Consider the following 26,167-nt stretch of genomic DNA (forward strand, 5'->3'; position numbering starts at 1 on the left):
CGACTGCCAACTTAATGTTGAAACTTTGGATTTTCATTAACGAATATTTTTGACATTATAGACAGACACTAATTAATAATTTTTGCCATCGCTTCATTTTATTAACGAATCGGTTATTAAATGTTGTCATCGCTAAAAGCAAGGGTATCGTTATTATCAGCTTTGAGCGATGGCATCGTTTGTTATATTGAAATTACGATATTATAAATTAAAATAGAAATATCATAAACTATGGATTTAAATAAGTTAACTGCCATCTCACCAATTGACGGAAGATATAGAGAACAGGTAAAAGAGCTGATACCCTATTTTTCAGAATTCGGACTGTTTAAGTACCGGCTTTTGGTTGAAATAGAATATTTTATTGCTCTATGTGAAATCCCGCTTCTGCAATTAAAAGATTTTGATAACAAAAGATTTAATTCATTAAGGGAGGTATATCGTAACTTCTCCGTCAAAGATGCTGAAATAATTAAAAAAATAGAGCAAAAAACTAACCATGACGTAAAAGCCGTTGAATATTTTTTAAAAGATAAATTCTCAGCGCTGAAAATTCCGGAATATGCTGCGTTTATTCATTTTGGATTGACCTCACAGGATATCAATAATTCAGCCATTCCGCTTGCTTTAAAAGAGGGATTAAACAATTCGCTATTACCCCTGGTAGATCAAATATCTACCGTATTAAATAATCTGGCAAAGCGATGGAAAGATGTACCAATGCTTGCCCGCACCCACGGCCAACCTGCTTCTCCAACTATACTCGGAAAGGAATTGATGGTGTTTGTTGAACGGCTTAACCAACAACTGGAATTATTAAACCAAATACCATTCTCTGCTAAATTTGGAGGCGCTTCCGGTAATTTTAATGCCCATCATGCTGCCTGTCCTAAAATAGATTGGGTGAAATTTGCAGATAAATTTGTAACGGCCAGGCTGGGATTAAAAAGAAGCCGCTATACTACTCAAATTGAGCATTACGATAACCTGGCTGCTTTATTTGACAACCTTAAAAGGATCAATACAATTTTGATCGATCTCAACAGGGACATGTGGCAATATATTTCTATGGAATATTTTCAGCAAAAAACAAAAGAAAGCGAGGTCGGTTCTTCCACCATGCCGCACAAAATCAATCCTATTGACTTTGAGAACTCCGAAGGGAATTTGGGGCTTGCTAACGCCTTGTTTGAACATTTTGCAGCCAAGCTCCCGGTATCACGCCTCCAAAGAGACCTTACCGATTCAACGGTTCTCAGGAATATAGGCATTTCCTTAGCACATACAATCGTAGGATATAAATCATTAATTAAAGGTTTGGATAAAATTGTTTTGAATGAAACCGCAATTAAGACAGACCTGGAAAATAACTGGGTGGTGGTGGCAGAAGGCATCCAAACAATATTAAGGCGTGAAGGTTATCCCGATCCTTATGAGGCTCTTAAAACACTAACAAGAACCAAAGAAAGAATCACCAAAGAACATTTGATGAATTTCATTGATAAGCTTAATGTGGATGAGCGTGTGAAGAAAGAATTAAAGTCTTTGACCCCCTTTAATTATATTGGGGTGAAGATATTTAAATGAGGATACGTAATAATACACATGGATGCATGCCTCCACATTAAAAATTTTGGCTCTTTTCTAAATATTGTTGGATATGCTCAAATTATTGCATATCTTTGTAAATATTATTCTTTCACTTATTTTAAAAAGATATGTCAGATACAAAAAACAATGAAACCAAGGGCAGAATAGGTGTACTTAGAAGACCCCACAGAATAGGTGTACTTAAAAGACCTGGCAGAATAGGTATATTAACCAAAAAAGAAAATGGCAGTAAGGTTACCTGTTGAAATACATCGTTCACCGTCTATTAAAGCTGCTGTTTGTGCTTTAGCTAACTCAGGGTATGAAACTGATGAGTGCGAAATTCTTGTGCCTTTACCATTTGCTAAAGATAATATGGGATTATCCCTTAAGGATGGTAAGGCGATAACCTATGTTGCTGCTGATAAAAAAGAGGTAAGATTTTATCAAATGGGAAAGGTGAAAATCAGCGTTATTACTGATGATAAAAAACCGCAATATGTTGAAGCAGCGCTTTTAGTTTCTGAAAGTGAAGAGCAAGTTGTGTTAAATGATAAGCTCGTTGGCGGTCTAAAAATTATTTTATAGATTTTGCTAAAGGAATATGGAGATTCAGTGATGATCCAACAGATAAATTAAGAGAATCATCTACCCCCCAGTTGTTCCATTAGTAACTAAAATATTCGTCCTACTCTCTACTCACTGTAATAGCTTCAACTACCCTAAAGTTTATTAAACAAAAAATATCTTTTTTCTTGGTTTAATATTTACATAGTTGTATATTTGCATATTATTCAAACAAAAAAGATATTATCATGAAAATTAGATTGTTAAAAACTTTCGTCCTGCTAAGTGCAGTGTCTCTCATTCTTTTTTCATGTAAAAAAGATAAAGAGCCGGATGTTTCGGGTTGTACAGACCCAAATGCCGTTAATTACAATCCCAATGCTACAAAAGATGATGGATCGTGTGTTTCACAAAGCGCTATTCAATCACTTACTGATAACACCATAGCTGAGAGGATATTTGCTGAAGTATTTCCTGTAGTGAATCAGGTAGGGCTAAGCGAAGCAGCAGGCAATACTGCGGCTATTACGTGTGCCACTATTACATCTTCAGGCGCTTCATATCCTAAAACATTGACAATTGATTACGGTACGACAGGTACATGTACTTGTGATGACGGCTTTAAGCGTAAAAACAAAATAATTGCAATCTTTGATTCTCCCTGGAGCGATTCAAGCACCTTTGTTACAATTTCGCTTGCTGCTGCCTATGATGTTCTATATGATTTAGCTACAAGTGACTGGATGCGTCTTGAAAGCGATACTTTTAAAATCATCAAATCGCCTGATGGAATGGGGGGAGTAATGTTTTCTCAGCAAGTTGCAGGTGGAAAATGTCACTGGAAAGGTGTTAACAACACCTGGAATGATATAGTAATCGGGATCGCATCATCCAGTAGAGTAATAAAGCAGGTAGGTGGTGAACAAACAGACGATGTTACCGATGATGTGTTTAGATTTGAAGGAACAACAAACGGTATAGATCGTGACTCTGCTACCTTCACTTCAGTAATATATGAAGGTAGTTGTTTGAACAAAAAATTTGACTGTCAATGGGTCACTCAAGGTACTATGCATGTAATACCAACAGGTGGTGATACCATTACAATAAATTTTGGAGATGGTACCTGTAATGATCAAGGGTCAGTAGAAATGGGTGGTGGTAATACGTTTAATATCACTTTAAATTAGTATACATGAACACCTGAGCACCTTAACAAGTGAATACCTATAGAATCGTTTTAAAACCTGCCGTATTCTTTTTCTTTTGTCTTACTACTTTTATTATTGCACCATACTCCGCTCTATGGCGGAGCTATGCGCCCCCGACTGCGTCTGGGTCTTCGACCTGCGCCTATGCACAAACTCTTCCCTTCCAAAACTACGGCATAAAAGAAGGACTGGCACAATCTACCGTATATGACATCATCCAGGATAGTAAGGGCTACCTATGGTTTGGTACAGAAAATGGTGCATCAAAATTTGATGGTAAAACATTTAAAACATATGCTACTGAAGATGGCCTTACTAACAATAATGTCTTGTCAATCATGGAAGACAGCAAAGGAAACTTATGGTTTGGTACAAATGGAGGGGGTATTTCAAAATTTGATGGTAAATACTTTAAAAACTTCAATTCACAGCAAGGCCTTGCCAGTGATGTTGTAATTTCAATATTAGAAGATGAAGTAGGCCAGATTTGGTTTGGTACTATTGGGGGAGGGATTTCAAAACTAGCTTTGAACGATAGCATGGAATCCTCTTATATCTTTGAAAACTTTACTACTGAAAACGGATTAGGTAACAACAATGCTTATACATTGATGGAAGATAAAAACCATAACCTTTGGGTGGGTTTGTTTCGCGGTGGACTTTCTTTAATGAGTTATAAGGAAAGGGAAAAAGCAGCCAAAGAAAGATCAAAAGCTAATTTTGTGACTTTTACAACTAATGACGGCCTTATTCTTAACAGTGTAAAGTCAATCGTAGAGGACAAAAATGGCAATATTTGGGTGGGTACAGGAGGAGGTATTTCTAAGTTTAAAGCAAATAATAATGGACTACCTCCAGCATTTGAAAATTACACCACAGACCAAGGCCTTGTTGATAATAATGTTCTAACCATCAATATAGATCAAAATGGTAATATCTGGATTGGCACTACTGGAGGAGTATCTAAACTAATACCCCAAAAAAGCGAGAATTCTGATTTTACTTTCGAAAATTTCACAACTCAACATGGACTTGTTAATAATATTATTTCTTCAATCCTGGAAGATGAAAATGGTAATATATGGTTCGGTACTTTTGGAGGAGGTATTTCTAAATTTGCCGGTAATGCCTTTCAAAACTTTACCACAGAGCACCAACTTATAAATGATAACATTCGTTCAGTTTTAGAAGACCACAATAGTGACATTTGGTTTACTTACCGGGGTGGGATATCAAAACTTGTCCAAAATGACCAAAACGGAACTATTGAGATTGAACATTTTTCTTCCGAACTCAGATTGACCAATGAGTTTGTTACCTGTATCCTGGAAGATAAAAACAACAATCTGTGGTTTGGCTGCGAAAGGTTAGGTGTTTTCATACTTCAGGGAAATTCGTTTCTCAACATCTCCACTGATGATGGCATAATTGATAATTCAGTTAGAACAATTTACGAGGACAGTAACGGAAATATATGGTTGGGAACAGATGGTTATGGAATTTCACGGTTACAACTCGGAGCTCTGCAAAGTCCTCTGCGAGAGACTGTGCGGAAACGGGAATTAAAAGTTGAAAATTTCACTGAAGAAAACGGACTTGCGAATAGTTTTATACATAGAATTTTGCAAGATCATCAGGGAAATATGTGGTTTGCCACAAATGGAGGCATATCAGTACTTACCGGTCAGACCACTCTAAGCGATCAGACGGGTAAATCCGAACCTATTTTTAAAAGCTATACAACAAAAGACGGTCTTGGCAGCAACGTGGTTTTCTCTATCCTGGAAGACACTAAAAACAATCTTTGGTTTGCTACTGAAGGTGGCTTAAGCCGGTATGATGGGATAGCATTTCAAAACTTCACAAAAAAAGATGGATTACATTCTAATCACCTTTGGCTGATTGTAGAGGATAATGAGGGAAATATATGGGTAGGACATGAAAAAGGTATAGAAAAGGTACTACTGCCCGCCTCCCCGGGCAACTCGCGTGGGAAGGATAGCCTGCCAATTGAATTCATATATTATGGCCATCTTGAAGGATTTACCCCCATAGAAACCAATGCCAACGCTGTATATAAAGACAGCGAAGGCAATCTATGGTTTGGAACTATTGGGGGTTTAGTGAAATATGATCCGAAAGAAGACCGGATAAATGTGGTTGAGCCCCGGACGCATATAACAAACTTGCGCCTTTTCGGAAAAGAAACCGATTTCTTGCCTTGGTGTGATTCTGTGGACCGTAAAACAAATCTTCCAATAAACCTCAAATTGCCTTACGACAAAAACAATATTACATTTAAGTACATTGGGATCCATTTCAAAATACCTGAAAAAGTGCGGTATCAATACATGCTGGAAGGCTTGGATAGAGACTGGTCTGAAATTACGGCAGAGACATTTACCAAATATACCAATATTGAGCCTGGCAAATACACTTTTAAGGTTAAAGCCTGCAACAGTGACGGAATTTGGAATAAGAAAGCTACAGAATTTTCGTTAGTAATCACCCCCCCCTTCTGGCAGACCTGGTGGTATTACACTTCTGAGATACTTTTTTGCTTCACCCTGATAGCTATTTCTTTTTATGTGAATAAATCAACGGCAAAAAGCCGTATCGCTACAGTTTTTACCTTAATTGCTATCATTCTCGTGTTTGAATTCGTCAATATTGCTATTGAACCCTATATTGATGATTATTCAGGAGAGGTTCCGCTCATCAAATTAGCATTGAACGTGATGCTGGCGCTGTCACTTAATCCTTTGGAAAAGCTCATATCACATTTTGATAAGTACATTTAATAGTATCGGAATTTCATCCCGAGTACTCGGGATTAATTTGCGAAGATAAGTTCTTTAGATTTTTAGGTAAAATTTATTCATCATACACAATAAATAGCACACACTTTCGCTCTGCTCGTCTATCTCGCTTACGCCAAGCCCCGTTTACAGTATAGTAGGTTTAATCATGCCCTGGTTTCGATTCAGGATTTTTCAATCCTTTGTCGGTTAAAACCAAAACCAATGCAACTAATGCAAGGACTCCAATAATAATTAATCCTGTGATTGAATAGGTCATTTTAATTCTTTTTTTTCAATGAGTTGGGCAATAATAAATAATACTACTGCTATTAAAGAACCCGTAACAAGAGCAAAAATATTAAAACTTTCCGGCTTTGCAAAAGGTCCAATTACCACGATTGCGAAAATTATTTTTGCAATATCGTATAAAAACTTAGCAAAACTATCTTTTTGTTTTTCAGTACTGATAAGCCTCATGCGATAAATATTAAGGGGATTATGTCAAAAAATGGACCAAATCCATGGTTGAATAAATCTTTTAACTCGTAAATATATAATATATTTATTTAACAAAAAAATATTTTTATTTTTTTTTCTATTGAATTGTTTTGAGCGCCATCCATCATTTTTTTTGATGGATGACGCTAAAAGCAATTCAATTATATGTTTTTACTTTTTTAATATCGTAAACTCTACCCGCCTGTTCAACCGCCTCCCCTTTTTAGTATCATTAGAAGCAACCGGTTTATTCTCACCATATCCCTTCACATGCATTCTTTTTTTGTTAATACCGAACTGGATGAGGAAATCAGATACGGCTTTTGACCGGTCGTGTGAAAGTTTATGGTTATTTTTGTGAGAGCCAATGTTATCTGTATGTCCGGCAATTTCAATTTGCAGGGAAGGCCTGTCCTTCATAAACTTCACCATCCTGTTCAATTCAGGCAAAGACTCATCCTGTAAAGCAGATTTACCCAATTCAAAAAATATGCTGTTAAGCCTGATCGTTTGTTTTTCTTCAATGGGAATCAATTCCAGGTCAAAAGATTCATCTTTCAATTCAGCTATTTGTTCTACATCAAAATTAATGCTTACAGGGAATAAAGCCGTATCAGCAGCAAGCAGCGAATACTTATGACAGTCAGCGCTGATGAGTAAACTGAAATTGTAGCTTCCATCTTTAGCCGAAGTTTTTGTAGTAGCAACGATCTCGCCCCTGTCGAGGCATATCAGCCTTACTACGGTTACAATCGGTTGCTTAGTTGCAACATTGATCGCTTTTCCTGATAATGATAGAAACGGCAGATCATAGGTAATCTCCTTCATTTCAGCTTCTACGGATATATTAAAATTCATGGCGCCAACGAAAAAAGTAGCATCGGTAGGTAGAAGAGAATAATTATGGCAATATTTGTTGAAGATCCAGGTAAAGCTGTAACTCCCGTCTTCAGGATTGGTTTTTGTTATACCATAAACCTGGTTGTTATCAAGACATACCAGCTTAACCTCAGTTTCCACCGGCTCTTTTGTCAGAACATTTGTTGCTATACCTGAAACTGAGTAAACAAGGTAGGGCTTTAATGCGTCCTGGAGATTTATTCTATAAATAGCAGAAGCCCCTCCGCCACTATTGCTTACCGAACCGGTGAATTGTCCGCCCCGTTTCTCTGATTCACGGGGGCTTTTTACAAAATATGCCTGATCGCCAGAGTATGGAATTGTGAAACAGGATTCATTTCCATCTGAATTGATCTCAGGCCCCTGGTTTTCAGGTTCTGACCAGTTTTGCCAGGTATCATCAAGTCTTATCGTTTTATATATATCGTAGCCCCCATAACTGCTAAATCCTTTGGAAGAAAAATAAAGCGAAACTCCATCTGCAGCTAAAAATGGGGAGATCTCATCAGAGGCAGTATTGACTGTTGGGCCAAGATTAAACGGGGTTGACCAACTATTTTCAGATTCTACTAAACTAACGTACAGATCCCTTTCACCATAACCATCATCTCTGTTTAATGACATTAAAAGATATTTTCCGTCATCAGAAAGTTCAAATTCAACATTAATGTTATTACTTTTAAATTTCTTAATGGTTTGTTTTTGAGGAGCACTCCAACCATCGATAGTTTTCTTAGCGATAAAAAGCCCATAACCCCGGTGAAAGGACCAGGGCGAGCTGTCTGCTGCTTCATCATATTTCCTTACCAATAAAAGAGAATTGCCATCCGGTGATATCGAACAGGCAAAATTATCAGAATTGTTATTAAATGGTGCACCAATATTGACTGCATTTGTCCAGGCGCCATCATTTTTTACAGTTGAATAATATATATCATTGCTATCTTTTACACCACCAATATTTTCAGGTGAATTTGCACGGGCAAAAAAAAGTGTTTTCCCGTCTGAAGAAATTACAGGATAATCTTCCAGGTAGGTGGTATTGATGCTATTTCCTAATTTCTCCGGTTTATATGAAACTTTTTCTGCGCCTTGAAAGGCATGCAGGATAAATTCATCCTTTAAACCGTCAGGAAGATTTATCGCAGCTTTTATTCGCAGTTTTGAAGCAGAAATGCCGATAGCGTCAATATATATCTGTGTATGCCAGGTTTTTCCGTCTATCAATAATTCTATAGCAGCTACTTTAAAATCAGTCAAAGGAAAGATGGCATTCAGCATCCTGCTTTTCTCTTCAAGCCGGAGCGCTTTTTCATCATAGACTATCTTTGAAATATTTTCGGTTGAATCCCAGGCAATGATACCGTATATAGAGCCCGGATGATAGTTTTCAGCAACAACAACCTGCCTGATCTGCATTGGCTTTTTAAATCTGACTTTTATCGATACTTCCTTTTCTTTAATATCAGGGACCCATGAGCACACCCCCTGTCCTCCCTGCGGCATTATATTGGGTTTGCCAAGTACCTGCTGAGCAGACCATTTTGTATCACTATATTGTGAAGAAAATCCGACCACTTCAGATGCCCATTGCACGGTTTGGGCATGAGATATAGTTGTGATTGCAGATAGGATAATATAATAAAGGTATTTCACTGATTTTATGATTATATGGTTGAGTCCACTCTAAAAAGTCTTTTTTGCCACAAAAGCACAAAAACACTAAATCCCACTAAAGATTAACTAATTGATTTCCAGGGTTTTGTGGGATTTAGTGCTTTGGTGGTTTAGTGGCATTTTTATTTTTTGGACTTTTTAGAGTGGACTCAACAATGGAACAATAGAACAATGATATATCATTTCTTCAAGATCGTAAACTCCACCCTCCTGTTCAACTGCCTTCCCTCATCCGTATCATTGTCAGACACCGGCTTGGTTTCACCGTATCCTTTAACGAGCATTCTCTCTTTAACAGTTCCTTTTTTGATTAAATAGTCTGCCACGGCTTGTGCTCTTTTTTGCGAAAGTTTAGTGTTGTTTATATCAGAGCCGACATTATCAGTATGACCGGATACTTCAATTGAAATTGTTGAAAAGTCCTGTAAAAGCTTAAGCATCCTGTTTAATTCAGGTAAAGATTCATCTTTTAAGTTTGCTTTTCCTGTCTGAAAAAATATACTGTTCAACCGCATAGTTTGCCCTATTTCAATAGGAACCAAAGACAAGTCAAAAGACAGGTCTTTAAGCTTGGCAACGTTGGCTATATCAAGATTTAGGGTAACCGGGAAAAAAGAAGAATCGGTAGCAAGCACTGAATATGTAAAGCAATCTGCATCATGAACAAATGTAAGACTATAGCTGCCATCTTCAGCTTTGGTTTTTGCAATACTAACCACCTCTCCATTTTCAAGGCAAATAACAGATACTTCGGTTTCTACCGGCTCCTTGGTTTTTGTATTGGTAACCTTTCCGGAAATCTGAAGTATAGACAAATCAAAATTTAAGTTTTTTAATTCACCCTTCATGTCAATTGTTTCTATATTTAAACCTCCGGGAAATAAAACAGTATCTGAAGCAAGCACTTCATATTTAAAACAATCACCACCGGTAGCAAATATCATATTATAGCTGCCATCAACCGGGTTGGTTTTTGTAATGCCAATGATCTTATTATCATCTAGGCAGCGGACAATAATCTCTGTTTCAATCGGCTTTCCTGTCAATACATTTGTCGCCTTTCCTGAAATTGGAATAACCTGCAAGTCAAAGGTTAAGTCTTTTCGTTCAGCTATTTCAAAAATATCAATAATTAAACCACCGGGAAATAAGGTAGTATCCGAAGCGATCACGGCATATTTGAAACAATCTTTTCCTGCAATGGTGATCTTGTAGCTGCCATCTTTAGGATTGGTAAAAGTAGAAGCGATTTCCTGATCTGTATCTATACATTTTATCGTAATTTTTGTTTCAATGGGCTCATCTGTCAGCACATTTTTTGCTATACCACTTATAGGCAGAAGCTCAAGGTCAAAATTTATATCTTTTAGTTCAGCAACTTCAAAAATGTCTATTAACAGGCTATCAGGCAATAAAAAAGGATCGGAAGCAAGGAGTTTGTATTGATGGCAATAGACAGTATCAAGATATGTAATAATATAATTCCCAGTCTCCGGATCGTTTTTTGCATAGCCAATGATCTTGTCATTATCCAGACAATGGATCGTAAGGTCTGTTTGAATGGGCTGACCGGTTACAGCGTTAGTTACTTTACCATAAACATTGATAAGTGATATACGTTGCAGCGCATAGAGTTTTCTGCCAAAGCAGCCAAAATAGACCACTCCTTCAGAAACAGTGGGAGAAGATAACACTCCGCCATGAGTTCTATATTTCCATTCTTCCAGACCGGTTTTTGCATCAACAGCATATAGATATTTACCTCGTGTACCAAAATAAACCTTGTCATCAAATACTATTGGTGAAGATACCACATCTCCTTTTGTTTTGAATTGCCAGATTTTCCTGCCGTTTTTTTTATTTACAGCATAGAGCAATTTACCGTGGCTGCTGATATAAACCACATCATCCGCTATGGCAGGTGTAGATAACACACCGCCTTTGGTTTTAAAGCTCCACTTCTGCAACCCGGTTTTAGCATCCACAGCATAGAGATACTTGTCGTAACTTCCAAAATAGACAATACCTTCTGATATAACAGGTGCATGCCGCACATTGGCATTGAGCTGTATTTTCCAGATATCTTTCCCTGTATTTACATCCACAGCGTGAAGATATTTCCCATAGCTTCCGAAAAAAGCCATTTCCCCGGCAATTGCAGGGAGGGATGTTATACCGTCTTTGATTTTAAACTTCCATTTTAGCTGCCCGGTTTTTGCATCAACTGCATAAAAATATTTATCATAACTCCCGAAGAAAACCACTTCATTTACAACTATGGGTGAAGATAACGCTCCGCCTTTTGCTTTGAATTTCCATTTCTCCAGCCCTGTTTTAATATCTACAGCATAGAGATAATTTCCATGGCTGGTGTAATAAACAGTACTTTCTTCAATAGCCGGACGATATCCTGAATGATTTTTGGTTTTATACCTCCATTTCTCTTGTCCGGAAGCCAGATCTACTGCGTACAGGCTTTTATTATAGCATCCAAAGTAGGCAATACCCTCAGATATTACCGGTGATGACAACACGCCACCTCTGGTTTTGTACTTCCAAACAGTATGTGTAAATTCCCTTTCTAATTTCTGGGCATTAGCATTATTGAATAGCCCTGTTAAATAAAAGAGATTTAACAGGGTAAACATGACGCATAGCCCCGCCATAGGGCGGGGTATAGTGAAAATAGTTAAGATGTTTTTCATTGTCATTTGCGTTTTTAGTCTTTATTTTCAATTACCTCAAAAGGCACACTCACATAATCTCTAAAATCCTCTCCATCTTCTTTGTAACTCTCATCTCCTTTATCATAATACCACTGAATCTTAACGTCAAATCCCTTTTTATGGAGATCATCTAATTTATTGAAAATATTTAATATACATATTGAAGTACCTGTGTTATAATACGTAAATGACATTTTCATTACAGTTTTTTGGTGAGGTGCTTTGCTATAGCGGTGTATATAATCTAATAATGGTTGAAAAAAAATCATAGTATTATAAGATATGGACCTGCCTTTAATTTCAAATATACCTTTGTCCGGATCAAAATTTATTGCAGGGGTTTGGTATGTCTCTTTTATCTGTAATTTTTCCATAATTTATTTTTTTTCTCGCAAAGCCGCAAAGTGAGCAAAGTGCGCAAAGTTTTTATGTTTTTATAGATTATTTACGATTCTGGTAATACCATCTTTTATCAAATTTACTCTAAAATTAACAAGCAGACCTAACTTTAATTCAGAGTGTTTTAAGTATGTTAATGTTATTTTCTTATGAACTGGTGCAATGAGTTCAATAGACTTTATTTCTCCTAATACTTTATTTTCAACTATAATATCTGATCTAAACCCAAGATCCATTTCTACACCATCATAATTTACTTTAATCACTTGTTGCCTTTTGTATTTTATACCAAGCTTATCAAGTTCATGACAAATAGCAGCTTCATAAACAGATTCAAGCAAACCAGGTCCTAAAGTTCTATGAACTTTTAAGAAAATATTAACTAATATTTTTGCTAATTCATTTTCTGTCATAATAATTAACTTTGCGTCCTTTTTTTTCTTTGCGCCTTTGCGAGAAAATTTTTTCAAAATCTCATCCCCATCACCAATATATCATCCGTCTGCTCATAATTTTGACCTGTGATAGGGTCGGTGTAAGCTTTCCATTCATTTATGGTTGTATTGAGTATTTGTTTTTGCTGCTTTAGTGGTTTTTTATGTATGGATAATAATAATTTTTTAAACCTGTGGAACATAAGTTTTTGATTTTCGCTACCTCCTAGCTGGTCTGCATACCCGTCTGAAAAGGTGTATATGATATCACCTGGTAGTATTTTTATATGATGATTCGTGAAAGGATCATTTTGTTTGAAATGTACGCCTACAGACATTCTGTCAGCTTTTGTTTCTATGAGCTGTCCGTCTCTTATAAGGTATAAAGAGTTAAATGCGCCTGCAAATTGAAGCGATTTAGCCGAAGGAATACCATTACGTATGGTAGTATTTATAACACATAAAGCAATGTCCATACCTTCTTGTGCTTCTCCTTCTTTTCCTGTTTGATGGAGTGATTCGATGATCAATGCCCTTAATTCGTCCAATATTTCATTTGGCTTCACTATCTTTTTGCTAACAATAATTTCATTTAATAAAGCAACACCAAGAATACTCATAAAGGCGCCAGGCACACCGTGGCCTGTACAGTCTGCAATGGCCGTGATGAGAGTAGAAGCCCCCCCTAAATCCACAGCCCCCCTTTGGGGAGGACGATGTCCAGTGGACATCGGGCCAGCATTGCGGGAGGCTGGGGGGCTGTTAAGGGAGTTGATCCAGTAAAAATCACCGCTTACTATATCTTTCGGCTTGAAAAGTATAAAATGGTCTGGGAGGCTTTTGGTTATATATTCTTCAGGTGGTAAAATAGCTTTCTGAATTTGCTGTGCATATTCAACGCTATCTGTTATATGTTTTTTCTGCTTCACTACTTCCGATGTTCTCTCTTCCACTTTATGCTCTAATACTCTTTGTTGTTTTTTCAAAGTCCGCTCTCTATATTTAATGTAGGAGAAAACACCTAATATAATAAATATTATTGCTAGTATTTTGAATGTAATTGTCTGCCACCACCGCGGAGTGATAATAATTGTAATATTGACACTTCGCTCTGTCCAAACTCCGTCATTGTTAGACCCTTTTACTTTAAATATATATTCGCCATGGTCTAAATTGGTATAGGTGGCATAGCGTTTTGTACCTACATAGTTCCAGCTATTTTCAAAACCTGCCATTTTATAGGCATATTGGTTCTTTGCAGGGTTGCTGTAATGCAGGACAGCAAATTCAAAGTACAGTACATTTTCTTTATGTGATAAAATGATAGTATCAGTGTAACTAATGTGTTTTGGCATGTAATAACGGTCATTGATTTTAATAACAGCATTGTCATTAGACATTCGCAGAGACGCCCAATTTGGGCGTCTCTGCGAATGTCTAATGACTAATACCGGTTGATTAAATATCTGGAAATTTGTAATCACTATCGGTGGTGGTATCGGGTTATCCTTCACGCTATCAGGGTAAAAAGCATTAAACCCATTGATACCCCCAAAATACATCAATCCGCTTTTGCCTTTATGGTAAGCTCCTTGATTAAATTCATTACTCTGTAAGCCATCACTTACATCGTAGTTTCTAAACGCAGGACGCATGGAGCTTGTCCCCGCCAACTGACGGGATTCCTTACCCCCAAGCCTTTTTTCACCCTGGTCTGGTGGAGTAAATTTAAAAATTCCATTATTAGTGCTCCCCCAGACATTCCCCTTATCATCGATCAATACACCATACACTAAATCATTGGGTAAAACATTCGCACCGGGTTTATCAGGGATATCAGTTGCACGCCAGCTTGTAAATTTTTGAGTTTTTCCGAAGGGATCACTACGTGAAGGGGCAAAGCAGTTCAGTCCGCCTCTTGTTCCAATCCAGAGAGTTCCGCTTAAGTCCTCACGGATAGCCCGGATGTCGTTATGAGAAATACTGGTAGGGTCATTGGGATCGTGCATAAAATGAATGAATTTTATTCCGGGCAAATGAGAGGAATACTCTTTTTCAATAGCAGTTCGTTTGTTATAAGTAGATCCTTTGTTATCACCACCAGAGGACTTCCCCGAATAACTAGGGGGGACAGGCGCGGAAGCCAGGACAAGCCGGTTCAATCCGCCTCCATTAGTCCCAATCCAGAGCGTTCCCTCTGAATCCTCCAGGATGGTTACGATATAGTTATTAGAAATGCTGGCAGGGTCATTGGGGTTGTGCTTGAAATGTGTAAATCCTGGTTTGGGATCAAAGCGATTTAGTCCGCCCCCGTTAGTCCCAATCCAGAGTATTCCCTGTGAATCCTCAATGATGACCCGTATCTGATCATGGGAAATACTAACAGGGTCAGCAGCATTATGCACGAAATGCGTGAATTTTTGGGTTTTAGGATCAAGGCGGTTCAATCCTCCTCCGTATGTTCCAATCCACAGCGCTCCCTGAGAATCCTCGCAAATGGCCCGTACGTCATTATGAGAAATAGTGGTGGGGTCACTAGGGTCATGTACTAAATGAGTAAATTTTCGAGTTTCAGGATCAAAGTGGTTTAATCCCGCATCATTGGTTCCTATCCAGAGCGCTCCATGCGAATCCTCAAGAATGGCCCAGATGTGGTTACTAGAAATGCTGGCGGGGTTATTGGGGTCGTGCACCAAATGGGTGAATTTTGCTGTATTAAGGTCCAGGCGATTCAGTTCACCACCGTGAGTTCCTATCCATAATGCACCCTGGAAATCCTCAAAGATTGCCACGATGATGTTATGAGAAATGCTGGAAGGTTCATTGGGATTATGCTTGAAATGTGTAAATTTTTGGGTTTTGTGATCAAAGCGATTCAGCCCGCCTCCATTAGTTCCAATCCAGAGCACTCTCTTCGAATCTTCCCGGATAGCCCGGATGTAGTTATTAGAAATGCTGAAGGGTTCATTGGGGTTGTGCTTAAAGTGTGCGAATTTTTTGGTTTTAGAATTAAAGCGATTTAATCCGCCTCCATTAGTCCCAATCCAGAGTGCACCCTGTGAATCCTCCCGGATAGCCCGGATGTCGTTATGAGAAATACTAGTAGGATCATTGGAGTCATGTTTAAAACGTATAAATTTTTGGGTTGCACGGTTAAAACAATTTAATCCTCCTCCGTTAGTCCCAATCCAGAGCACTCCATGTGAATCCTCACAGACTACTTGAATATTATTATGAGAAATACTGACTGGGTCATTGGGATCATGCTTATAATGAGTGAACACGACCCTGCCACCCTTGTTATCGGGAATTTGGTTAGGATCAAGGCGGTTCAGTCCGTCTTTTGTGCCAATCCAAAGCACACCCTGCGGATCTTCCCAGATGGTCAGAATATCGTTGTGAGAAATACTACCAGAGTCATTTGGATCATGCACTAAATGAGTGAATTTTTGGGTTTTAGGGTCATAACAGTTCAGTCCGTCTCTTGTGCCAATCCAAAGCGTTCCCTGCGAATCCTCCAGAATAGCCCAGACGTGGTTATGAGAAATGCTGGTCGGATCATTAGGGTTATGCTTAAAATGGGTGAATGTATAACCGTCAAATCTGTTAAGCCCATCCTGGGTGCCAATCCAGATAAATCCTTTACTATCCTGGGTTATACAATTAGCAGTACTCTGAGAAAGTCCATCCTTAAGTGTATAATGAGTGAATTTGATTGAGGAAGATTGCTGACTATAAATTGCCTGGATTAAACCTGACAGAGGTGGTGCAGGGGGTTGAGCAAGGGCAGTGTAAGTAAGAAAAGTTAACAATATAAGGGGGATTCTGAGCATTGGTGATTATATTATTTGTATCGGAATGTAGTTTGTTTTAAATGAAACTTATGTTCAAATCTATCCGTTGTGCTTTTAATGAATAGTTACCTGGTTCTGGGTACTTGGTACTTGGTACTTGGTTCTTGGTTCTGTATACAAATGTTACTTCATCCCGAGTACTCGGGACTAATTTTATTAGCTTACTTTTTTATGTTCTTTCATAGGGTAGAGATTCAGACAAAAGTAAAGATTTAATAATTGAGTCCCCTCTAAAAAGTAAAAAATTGAAAAGAAATCGTTTCTCGCAAAGACGCAAAGTTCACAAAGGATTGAATATCAATTAGTTAAGTATATAACTTTGCGCTCTTTGCGCCTTTGCGAGAACCAAAAACACTTTTTAGAGTGGACTCACAATTATAAAGTTTTATAACCATACAACCATATAACCATACAACCATATAACCATATAAGAATTCATTTTTTCAAAATAGTAAATTCCACCCTTCTGTTCAACCGTCTCCCTTCTTCGGTATTATCGGTACTGATAGTTTTGCTTTCCCCATATCCTGTCACAAGTAACCTTTCCTGCTTGATACCATTTTCTATTAAATAATTAGCTACTGCCTGTGCTCTTTTTCGAGATAAGTCTATATTGTACTCAAGAGTACCTGCCCTGTCCGTATGGCCGGCAATTTCTATTTTCATGGATTTGTTTTCTTTCATAAATTCAAGCAAGCGGTTCAATTCTACGAATGACTCTTTTTTCAGCTCTGCTTTACCGTATTGAAAAAAGATATTGTTTAACCTTACAGTCTGTCCTTCTTCAACGGGAACCAGCTCCAGATCAAAGGCAAATTCCTGGTATTTATCAATGAGCAAATATTCTTCACCCGTCTTAAACAGCTTACCGTGCCCTAAACCAATTTTACAGACCTCATCAGCAGAAAACTCTAGAAGTAGCGCTGTTTCAGCATTTGAACTTTCAGGTAAATTTTCGGTTAAATTACTTAAAACCCAACCGGGTGTTCTACTCACTTTCAAGTTTTCCAATTCATCAGCAATAAGCTTTTTGCCGAGCTTGAGTCCCAGCCGGTATATTTCGTATGCTGAAAGGTTTTGAAAGTCGTATTGAGAGATTAATTTTTTCAGTTCATCATCGTATAAAAAAGATTTACCAGCATCAGAAAGCATTTTTCCTTCCTGGAAACAGACCTGATAAATTGTTTCAGAAGAGAGGGTATCAAAAATATATTCCTGATGTAAGCTCTTAATAGTAATATCATCCATCTGCCGGGTTTCTGTAATGATAATTCTTCTGCCTTCTTCAAACCCGATCCTGAATATCTCTATAGGTGGAAGGTTTTCATAGTTGATGGTTCCGTCAAGCACTTTCAAACTTTTATTAACACCAATATAGCCTGGCGCTTCGGCCAGAAAGCTGTAATGCTTTCCTACCGGCAGCACAATTTTGTATTTTCCATCCAAAGGATGTGATCTTGCCCTTCCTGCTTCTTTACCTTCCGGCAAGGTTTGATAAATTATTGTGGCTTCAATGGGTTGCTGGGTTTTTGTGTCTATTACTTTGCCGGCAATCATTAAAACCGGTTTGGGCTTAATTTTCTCCGGGAGCTTGATACGGAAGATATCTTCTTTACCGAACCCTCCCCGGCCTGCTTCGATAGAAACTGTATTAGAAACAAAGTATGCATATTTCCCGGAGGCAGGAATCGTATAATGAGCATCAATGCCTGAAGTATTTATTTGAGGTCCAAGATTTTGTGGCACTGTCCAGTGCTGCCAGGTATCATCCAACCTTTTAGTGATAAAAATATCGCTGTTTCCGTAGGTAGCAAAGCCAGAAGTGGCATAATACATTGTAACGCCATCGGCAGCCAAAAAGGGAGAATAGTCATCAGCAGCAGTATTAATATCATTTCCCAGGTTTTTGGGTTCTGTCCAGAAGTTGTCATGCTCTAAAAAGCTCACATATATATCCCTTTCACCATAACTATCTCTACGGTCAACCGACATTAACAACGTTTTACCATCATTAGCAAGGTAATAGCTTACATAATTATAATAATTGTAATAGTTGGTTATCTGTTGCTGTTTGGGAAATGACCAGCCTTTGGCAGTTTTGTGAGCTATAGAAACACCTGGTAAATAAGTGCCAAGCGTGTAATTTTTTTGCGCTATGTGACCGTGTAAGAAGGTCTGCTTCTTTTTTTTGACTTTGGGATAATTCCCCCCTACTAATATTGTATTTCCATCGGGTGTAATGGCATTGACAAAATTATAACCGTAATTATTTAAAGGACTGCCTATATTGTTAGCTGGCTGCCAATTATCATCTTCATCTAATTCGCTTACCCAAATATCCTGATCATTTTTGTTGACTTTTTTCCCAACGTTTTTAGGATGTGCTTCCCGGACGAAAAAGAGCGTTTTGCCATCTGGTGAAATAACAGGTCCCAGATCCTTATATTTTGAATTAATATTGATGCCAAGGTTTTCAGGCACTGAGCTAAATTGCAGATCAGGCACTACATTGATCTCCACCTTCACCGGCTGTTCTGACTCAGAAATGCCGATTGCATCAATTTCATTCCAGCCGGGAATTTTGCCACACTGAATAATAATTTCTACAGCTTTAACTTTGTAATCAGTCATTGGAAAAAATACATTGAACATGCGAGAGCTGTCAGCAGCTAAGCCGACTTCACCAGAATACACTTCATGTTTATTGTCTTTGGTATCAAACAAAAATACTTTTTCTACTGCACCGGGATTAAAATTTTCTGCAATCACTACTTGCTGTATCTTCATCGGCTTTTTATAGCCAACCTTTAACCGCTCGGCACCTTTTACCTGTTTTCTGTTTAACGCACCATCAAGCTTTGCGGCCCAGGCATTCGGGCTGCTGCCATGCGAAGGTAATTTATCAGGCGGACCCAATACCTGCTCAGCGGAATATTGCCTGCTGCCATATTGAGTGGAAAAATCAAGGACTTTGGATGCCCATTGGACATCTTGGGCATGAGACGTGATTATGATTGTTGAAAAAATAAAATAGCAAAAGTATCTCACTGTGTTATTATAATGCTGTTAGCTGTTAGCTGTTAGCTGTTAGCTGTTAGCTAAAAGCCAAAAGCTAATAGCTAAAAGCTAACAAATAAGAATTCATTTCTTCAATATCGTAAACTCCACCCTTCTGTTTAATTGTCTGTCTTCTTCAGTATCATCAGAAGTTACGATTTTACTTTCACCGTATCCTTTAACTAGCATTCTTTCTTTACTGATTTCACTTTGTATTAAATGATCAGCTACTGCCTGTGCTCTTCTTTGAGACAGGGCCAGGTTATAGTCAATTGAACCTATAATATCTGTATGACCTGCGATTTCTATTTTTACGGTTTCATTTTCTTTTAAAAATTTAACCAACCTGTTCAACTCTACAAATGATTCTTTTTTCAGATCTGCTTTATCATACTCAAAAAATATATTATTTAATCTTACAGTCTGCCCTTCTTCAATAGGTACCAATTGCAAATCAAGTGAAAATTCCTGGTATTTATCAATAAGCACATATTCTTCACTTGTCTTGATGAGCTTACCTTTTTTTAAGCCAATTTTACAAACCTCATCGGCAGCAAGCTCTACAAAAATTTTTTGATCAGCCCCGGGTACCCGGGGCAAGCTAATAGCAGTTTCAGTAATAGCCCAATTTACTGATCTTTTAACTTTCAACTTTTGTAATTCTTCAGCAATAAGTTTCTTACCAAGCACTAAACCCAGTCTGTATATCTCATAAGCAGAAAGGTTTTTAAAATCGAATTGGGCTATTATTTTTTTTAGCTCCTTATCATATAAAAAAGCTTTGCCAACTGATGCAAGCATTTCGCCTTCCTGTAAACAAACCATATAAATTTTTTCCGAAGGCAGGGTGTTAAAATCATACTGTTGATGTAATCTCCCGATAGTTATATCATCCATCATATAGGTTTCTGCAGCTATAAGCCTTTTACCTTCTTCCAGGCCGATTCTAAAAATTTCCAACGGAGGAAGATTTTTATAATTAAGAGATCCATCCAAAACATGTAAATTTTCATTTACACCAATATATCCTGGTATTTCTGCATGAAAGCTGTAATATTTCCCTACCGGGAGCACTATTTTGTATTTTCCATCCAACGGATGGGACCTTGCCCGTCCGGCTTCTTTCCCTTCGGGAAAAATTTGATAAATTACCGTAGCGCCTATGGGTTTTTGGGTTTTAGAATCAATCACTTTACCTGCTATCATTAAAACAGGCTGAGGTTTTATAGCATCGGGGAGTTTGATTTTATAGATATCTTCAGCCCCCACAGCTCCTACAGCCCCCCTAAATCCTCCCCCGCCATTATTCCTTACCGAATCGGTGAATGCCTGCCCGCCCACTAAGCCTTCCCTCGGAGCTGGCAGGCGGGGGTGAATCGGTGAATCGGTGAATTGCCTGCCCCGTTTCTCCGTTTCTCCGATTCCCCGTTTCTCCGATTCAGGTGGGCTTGGAGTTAGAGGGGGGCTTGGGCTTTTAACAAAATATGCGTATTCTCCTGATGCAGGAATTGTATAATAAGCGTCATTGCCAGTCGTATTTATTACCGGTCCCAGGTTTTGTGGTACTGACCAACGCTGCCAGCTATCATCTAACCTTGTTGTCATAAAAATATCATTACTTCCATAAGTAGCAAACCCCTCTGTAGCATAATACATGGTTACACCATCTGCAGCCAAAAAGGGGGAAAAGTCATCGGCTGCCGTATTGATACCGGATCCCAGGTTTTGTGGTTCGGTCCATGTCTTGTTGTTTGTTAAAAAGCTTACGTACAGGTCTCTTGCTCCATAAGAGTCACGCCTATCAAGAGACATTAACAAGATTTTAGCATCATTTGCCAGGTAGTAGCTTACATAACTACTTTCATTATAATAGTTGGCTATTTTAAGCTTTTCTGGAAATGTCCATCCTTTAATCTTTTTGTAAGCCATTGAAACACCAGGACTTAATGTACCATAGTCTTTAGATTTGGGCCAAAGGTAGCCTCTGAATAAACTTCGCTTACGTGCTTTTTCATAAACACCTCCTAAAAGTAACAAATTTCCATCCGGTGTGATAGAGCCGACAAAATTGTAATCATTATTATTTAAAGGAACGCTTATATTAAGTGCCGGCTTCCAGTTACCATTGGTATCCATTTCACTCACCCAAATATCCTGGTCATCTTTGCTGGTCTTTCTTCCAAGATTCTCAGGATGCCCTTCCCTGACAAAAAAAAGCGTTTTGCCGTCCGGAGAAATAACAGGTTTTAATTCCTGATATGTTGTGTTAATATTTAGTCCCAGGTTGATTGGTTCAGAATTAAATACCAGGTCAGGCACTACATTGATCTCTGCTATTACAGGCTGTACAGAATCAGATATGCCGATCGCATCAATTTCATTCCAGCCCTGAACTTTGCCACATTGAAGGTTAATTTCTACTGCTTTGACTTTATAATCTGTAAGCGGGAAAAAAATATTAAACATACGTGATCTTTCAGATATTTCTCCTACCGTATCTGAATAAACTTCATATTTATTCCCTTCTATATCAAATAAAAACACTTTCTCTACTGCACCGGGATTATAGTTCTCGGCAATGACAACTTGCCGGACTTTCATGGCGTATTCAAAGCCGACCTTTAACCTTTCTTCTCCGCTTACCTGTCCTCTGTTCAGAGAACCGTCAAGCTTTGCTGCCCATGCACACGGGCTGCTGCCATGTGATGGCAATTTGCCTGGCGGCCCCAATACCTGCTTTGCAGAATATTGTTTTGGGCCATATTGAGTAGAAAAATCAAGGACTTTGGATGCCCATTGGACATCTTGTGCACGAGATGTGGTTATGATTGTTGAAAAAATAAAATAGCAAAAGTATCTCACTGCGTTATTTTTTGATCACTATAACTTAATTTCGCAACAAAAATATAAAAAAACGTCTATAAATGCTATTTCATGAATGAATTTTGTAACTTACAGCCATAATGAAGTTTTTAGAAAATAGAAATTATGATGAGGGAGCTAACAACATAAAACAATTAGCATCATTAAATTTGTTTATTCACAAAATTTATTCTTCCAACCCCAATAATCCGGCAGGAAAAAATATGAACATAACTGATAAAGAAGTTTTACAATTTTTTCGGGCTTTAAACGATCATAGTGTAAAGTATATGCTTGTTGGTGGTGTTGCAACGGCTTTTCATGGTTATGTGCGAGCTACACAGGATTTGGATTTGTGGATACAAAAAAATGATGAGAATAAAGAAAAACTAATAAATGCACTACGAGCTGTTGATGTACAGGGTGCAGAATTATATAGAAATATTCCCTTAATACCAGGGTTTAGCAGCGTAAAAATTGGTGATAAAGGATTTGAAGCTGATTTAATGGAATATATGAGGTCTTTTACTGCTAATCAATTTGATAATTGTTATGAGCGTGCCAGGAAAACTAAGTTTGAAGGGGTTCCTTTTACTGTAATTCATATAGATGATTTAATTAAGGAAAAAAAAGCGCTTAATCGTGGTAAGGATAAAATTGATGTGGAAGAATTAGAAAAAATAAGAAAGAAAAAAGATAGAGGTATGAGTATGTAACCTGATCCCGAGTACCCGGGATGTAATTATACTACTGTAGCAACAATTTAGTTTTAAACATAAACTATCTCAATTACTTGTCTGCCTACTGCTTTTTATATTTTGTATGAAAGCAACAATTAAATCTTTTTTTAAACTTTCAGTCTTTGAAATAATAATGGAAGGTCGTCTTTTTGTAGATCTTAGGTCAGTAAATGGGAATTTTGTTAAAACTATTGTTCCCCTTTTCATTTTTTGTTGGTATATTTTTCTTTTAGGTCTTTATCGGTGTAAATGTTTTCTTTTTCGTCATGCAGGAAGTCAAATGCACCACTTTTGCCAGTAAGAAAATGCAATTCCCAGCTTGTTAGTTCGTCACTATCTGTGTCTATAAATGTCACAATAACCTTTCTTGGAGATTTAATTTTCACTCGTTCAAAAAGTTTTAAATAAAGAATATGTATCGGCTATTCAGCTAATTGTTCAATATTATTATCTGTTTATTAATTACTCCTTTTTTGCTTATTAATTGGAGATTATAGATGCCTGCCGGATACTTGTTTAAATCAAGTTGCTTTTCGTAGATGCCTTTAAATTGTTTTAGCTCCTCTCTAAATAATACCTGTCCTAAGTTGTTAACAATTTTTAGCTCTAAATTTTCTGCTTGCCCGCCTGCCGGACGGGCAGGTGTGATGTTCATTACAATATTAAATTTGCCGGTATTGGGATTGGGATATATTTTTAAACCATAAATTGATTCATCTTCTTTAATGCTTGAAATGGTTACGCTGAATGCGGCTGAAATGGATGTACATCCATTTGTATCAGTTATCTCCACAAAATATAAACCCGATTTTACAGGTATATATGACTGTGAATTGGCACCAATGAGCAATGTGTCGTAATAATACCATTGGTAGGAATTGGCTGTACTTGATGCCAATGTATCTCCGTTTTGAGTGATTGCCGGAATAGCCGGTAAAAGATTTACGATGAGCGTTGTCGAAATTACACTGTCGCTCCCGCACAAAGAAGCAAGCGTATCGTAATAAGTTCCAGGTGTTGTTTGATAAATTCCCTGAAGCAAAATACTGTCTCCTGAACAAATTGTGGCTGTTGCCGGTGTATTGTAAGTTGGATTTACGGTGAGCGTTGTTGCAATCACACTATCACAGCCATTAACAGAAGCAAGCGTATCGTAATAAGTTCCCGCAATTGTTTGAAATGCTCCTTGCAGGAAAATGCTATCGCCATTGCAGATAGCGGAAGTTGCCGGAGTTGTTACCGGGAAACAATTTAACAATCTTGCAATCCGGTTTCTCCCTATTCCATTATAGGAAGTGAACCAGCCACCGATAATAATTTTCCCATCGCTTTGTATAGAGGTTGTAGAGACATCACTGCTTGCTCCCGTTCCAACGGTAAAAGTTCCGTCAAGGGTTCCATCCGCATTGAGGCGGGCAATACGGTTTCTTGCTGTTCCATTATAGGAAGTGAACCAGCCACCGATAATAATTTTCCCATCGCTTTGTATAGAGGTTGTCAAAACACTAGTGTTTGCTCCCGTACCAACGGTAAAAGTACCGTCAAGGGTACCATCTGCATTGATGCGGGCAATACGGTTTCTTGCTGTTCCATTATAGGAAGTGAACCCGCCACCCATAATAATTTTCCCATCGCTTTGTATAGAGGTTGTATAGACATCACTGCTTGCTCCCGTACCAACGGTAAAAGTTCCGTCAAGGGTACCATCCGCATTGAGGCGGGCAATATGGTTTCTTGCTGTTCCATTATAGGAAGTGAAGTTACCACCGATAATAATTTTCCCATCGCTTTGTATAGAGGTTGTCCTGACAATACTGCTTGCTCCCGTACCAACGGTAAAAGTACTGTCAAGGGTACCATCGGTATTGAGGCGGGCAATGCGGTTTCTTACTGTTCCATTATAGGAAGTGAATTGCCCCCCGATAATAATTTTCCCATCGCTTTGTATAGAGGTTGTATAGACCCAAGAGCTTGCTCCCGTACCAACGGTAAAAGTACTGTCAAGGGTACCATCCGCATTGAGGCGGGCAATACGGTTTCTTGCTGTTCCATTATAGGAAGTGAATTGTCCACCGATAATAATTTTCCCATCGCTTTGTATAGAGGTTGTATAGACCCTACTGTCTGCTCCCGTTCCTACGGTAAAAGTTCCGTCAAGGGTACCATCCGCATTGAGGCGGGCAATTTTATTTCTTGCTGTTCCATTATAGGAAGTGAAGTTACCACCGATAATAATTTTCCCATCGCTTTGTATAGAGGTTGTTCGGACAGCACCGTTTGCTCCCGTACCAACGGTAAAAGTACTGTCAAGGGTACCATTCGCATTGAGGCGGGCAATGCGGTTTCTTGCTGTTCCATTATAGGAAGTGAACGAGCCACCGATAATAATTTTCCCATCGCTTTGTATAGAGGTTGTCTCGACAGTCCAGTCTGCTCCCGTACCAACGGTAAAAGTACTGTCAAGGGTACCATCCGCATTGAGGCGGGCAATATAATTTATTGCTGTTCCATTATAGGAAGTGAAGAAACCACCGATAATAATTTTCCCATCGCTTTGTATAGAGGTTGTATAGACATAATCATTTGCTCCCGTACCAACGGTAAAAATTCCGTCAAGGGTACCATCCGCATTGAGGCGGGCAATGCGGTTTCTTGTTGTTCCATTATAGGAAAAGAAGCCGCCACCGATAATAATTTTCCCATCGCTTTGTATAGAGGTCGTTCGGACAGGACTGTTTGCTCCCGTTCCTACGGTAAAAGTACTGTCAAGGATGCCATCCGCATTGAGGCGGGCAATACGGTTTCTTGCTGTTCCATTATAGGAAGTGAATTGTCCACCGATAATAATTTT

At 38.3% G+C, this 26,167-nt stretch carries 15 protein-coding genes; 5 read left to right on the top strand and 10 right to left on the bottom strand.

Annotated features, from left to right (window positions below):
- The first annotated feature begins 231 nt into the window (after positions 1-231).
- The 4 genes from purB to FVQ77_13060 all read left to right on the top strand — a co-directional run bounded on the left by purB (position 232) and on the right by FVQ77_13060 (position 6,169).
- Positions 232-1,587, top strand: a complete 1,356-nt coding sequence (gene purB, locus FVQ77_13045) for an adenylosuccinate lyase (protein MBW8051240.1) — start codon at positions 232-234, stop codon at positions 1,585-1,587.
- A gap of 246 nt (positions 1,588-1,833) precedes the next feature.
- On the top strand, positions 1,834-2,178 hold the full coding sequence (locus FVQ77_13050) for a hypothetical protein (protein ID MBW8051241.1): 345 nt from the start codon (positions 1,834-1,836) through the stop codon (positions 2,176-2,178).
- Between the two features lie 227 nt (positions 2,179-2,405).
- On the top strand, positions 2,406-3,347 hold the full coding sequence (locus FVQ77_13055) for a hypothetical protein (protein ID MBW8051242.1): 942 nt from the start codon (positions 2,406-2,408) through the stop codon (positions 3,345-3,347).
- Between the two features lie 29 nt (positions 3,348-3,376).
- A complete protein-coding gene (locus tag FVQ77_13060; GenBank protein ID MBW8051243.1) occupies positions 3,377-6,169 on the top strand; it encodes a hypothetical protein in 2,793 nt (930 codons plus the stop codon).
- A 273-nt stretch (positions 6,170-6,442) separates the two neighbouring features.
- Here the strand turns inward: FVQ77_13060 and FVQ77_13065 are convergent, their stop codons facing one another.
- The 8 genes from FVQ77_13065 to FVQ77_13100 all read right to left on the bottom strand — a co-directional run bounded on the left by FVQ77_13065 (position 6,443) and on the right by FVQ77_13100 (position 22,576).
- The gene (locus tag FVQ77_13065; protein ID MBW8051244.1) at positions 6,443-6,646 is read right to left on the bottom strand and encodes a hypothetical protein; all 204 of its coding nucleotides are present in this window, start codon (positions 6,644-6,646) and stop codon (positions 6,443-6,445) included.
- A gap of 192 nt (positions 6,647-6,838) precedes the next feature.
- On the bottom strand, positions 6,839-9,223 hold the full coding sequence (locus tag FVQ77_13070; GenBank protein MBW8051245.1) for an OmpA family protein: 2,385 nt from the start codon (positions 9,221-9,223) through the stop codon (positions 6,839-6,841).
- A gap of 200 nt (positions 9,224-9,423) precedes the next feature.
- On the bottom strand, positions 9,424-11,955 hold the full coding sequence (locus tag FVQ77_13075; GenBank protein ID MBW8051246.1) for a PQQ-binding-like beta-propeller repeat protein: 2,532 nt from the start codon (positions 11,953-11,955) through the stop codon (positions 9,424-9,426).
- 8 nt (positions 11,956-11,963) lie between these two features.
- Positions 11,964-12,344, bottom strand: coding sequence for a DUF1987 domain-containing protein (locus FVQ77_13080; protein ID MBW8051247.1), 381 nt, complete (start codon positions 12,342-12,344; stop codon positions 11,964-11,966).
- Positions 12,345-12,404: 60 nt separating this feature from the next.
- Positions 12,405-12,782, bottom strand: coding sequence for a GxxExxY protein (locus FVQ77_13085; GenBank protein ID MBW8051248.1), 378 nt, complete (start codon positions 12,780-12,782; stop codon positions 12,405-12,407).
- A 53-nt stretch (positions 12,783-12,835) separates the two neighbouring features.
- Positions 12,836-16,636 (bottom strand): SpoIIE family protein phosphatase, encoded by a 3,801-nt coding sequence (locus tag FVQ77_13090; protein ID MBW8051249.1) that lies wholly within the window; start codon positions 16,634-16,636, stop codon positions 12,836-12,838.
- A 456-nt stretch (positions 16,637-17,092) separates the two neighbouring features.
- Positions 17,093-19,705 carry an OmpA family protein gene (locus tag FVQ77_13095; protein MBW8051250.1) on the bottom strand — a complete coding sequence of 871 codons (2,613 nt, stop codon included), beginning with the start codon at positions 19,703-19,705 and terminating at the stop codon, positions 17,093-17,095.
- Between the two features lie 93 nt (positions 19,706-19,798).
- Positions 19,799-22,576: an OmpA family protein gene (locus FVQ77_13100; GenBank protein ID MBW8051251.1), complete on the bottom strand. Its 2,778-nt coding sequence runs from the start codon at positions 22,574-22,576 to the stop codon at positions 19,799-19,801.
- Between the two features lie 101 nt (positions 22,577-22,677).
- On the opposite strand from FVQ77_13100, the gene FVQ77_13105 reads away from it, so the two are divergent.
- On the top strand, positions 22,678-23,292 hold the full coding sequence (locus FVQ77_13105) for a hypothetical protein (protein ID MBW8051252.1): 615 nt from the start codon (positions 22,678-22,680) through the stop codon (positions 23,290-23,292).
- Positions 23,293-23,519: 227 nt separating this feature from the next.
- Here the strand turns inward: FVQ77_13105 and FVQ77_13110 are convergent, their stop codons facing one another.
- Together FVQ77_13110 and FVQ77_13115 are read right to left on the bottom strand one after the other, a co-directional pair.
- Positions 23,520-23,702, bottom strand: coding sequence for a hypothetical protein (locus FVQ77_13110; protein MBW8051253.1), 183 nt, complete (start codon positions 23,700-23,702; stop codon positions 23,520-23,522).
- Between the two features lie 44 nt (positions 23,703-23,746).
- On the bottom strand, positions 23,747-26,167 hold a 2,421-nt coding region (locus FVQ77_13115; GenBank protein ID MBW8051254.1), incomplete at its 5' end, for a T9SS type A sorting domain-containing protein.

Source organism: Cytophagales bacterium (genome assembly GCA_019456305.1).
In the GTDB taxonomy this organism is placed as follows: Bacteria; Bacteroidota; Bacteroidia; order Cytophagales; family VRUD01; genus VRUD01.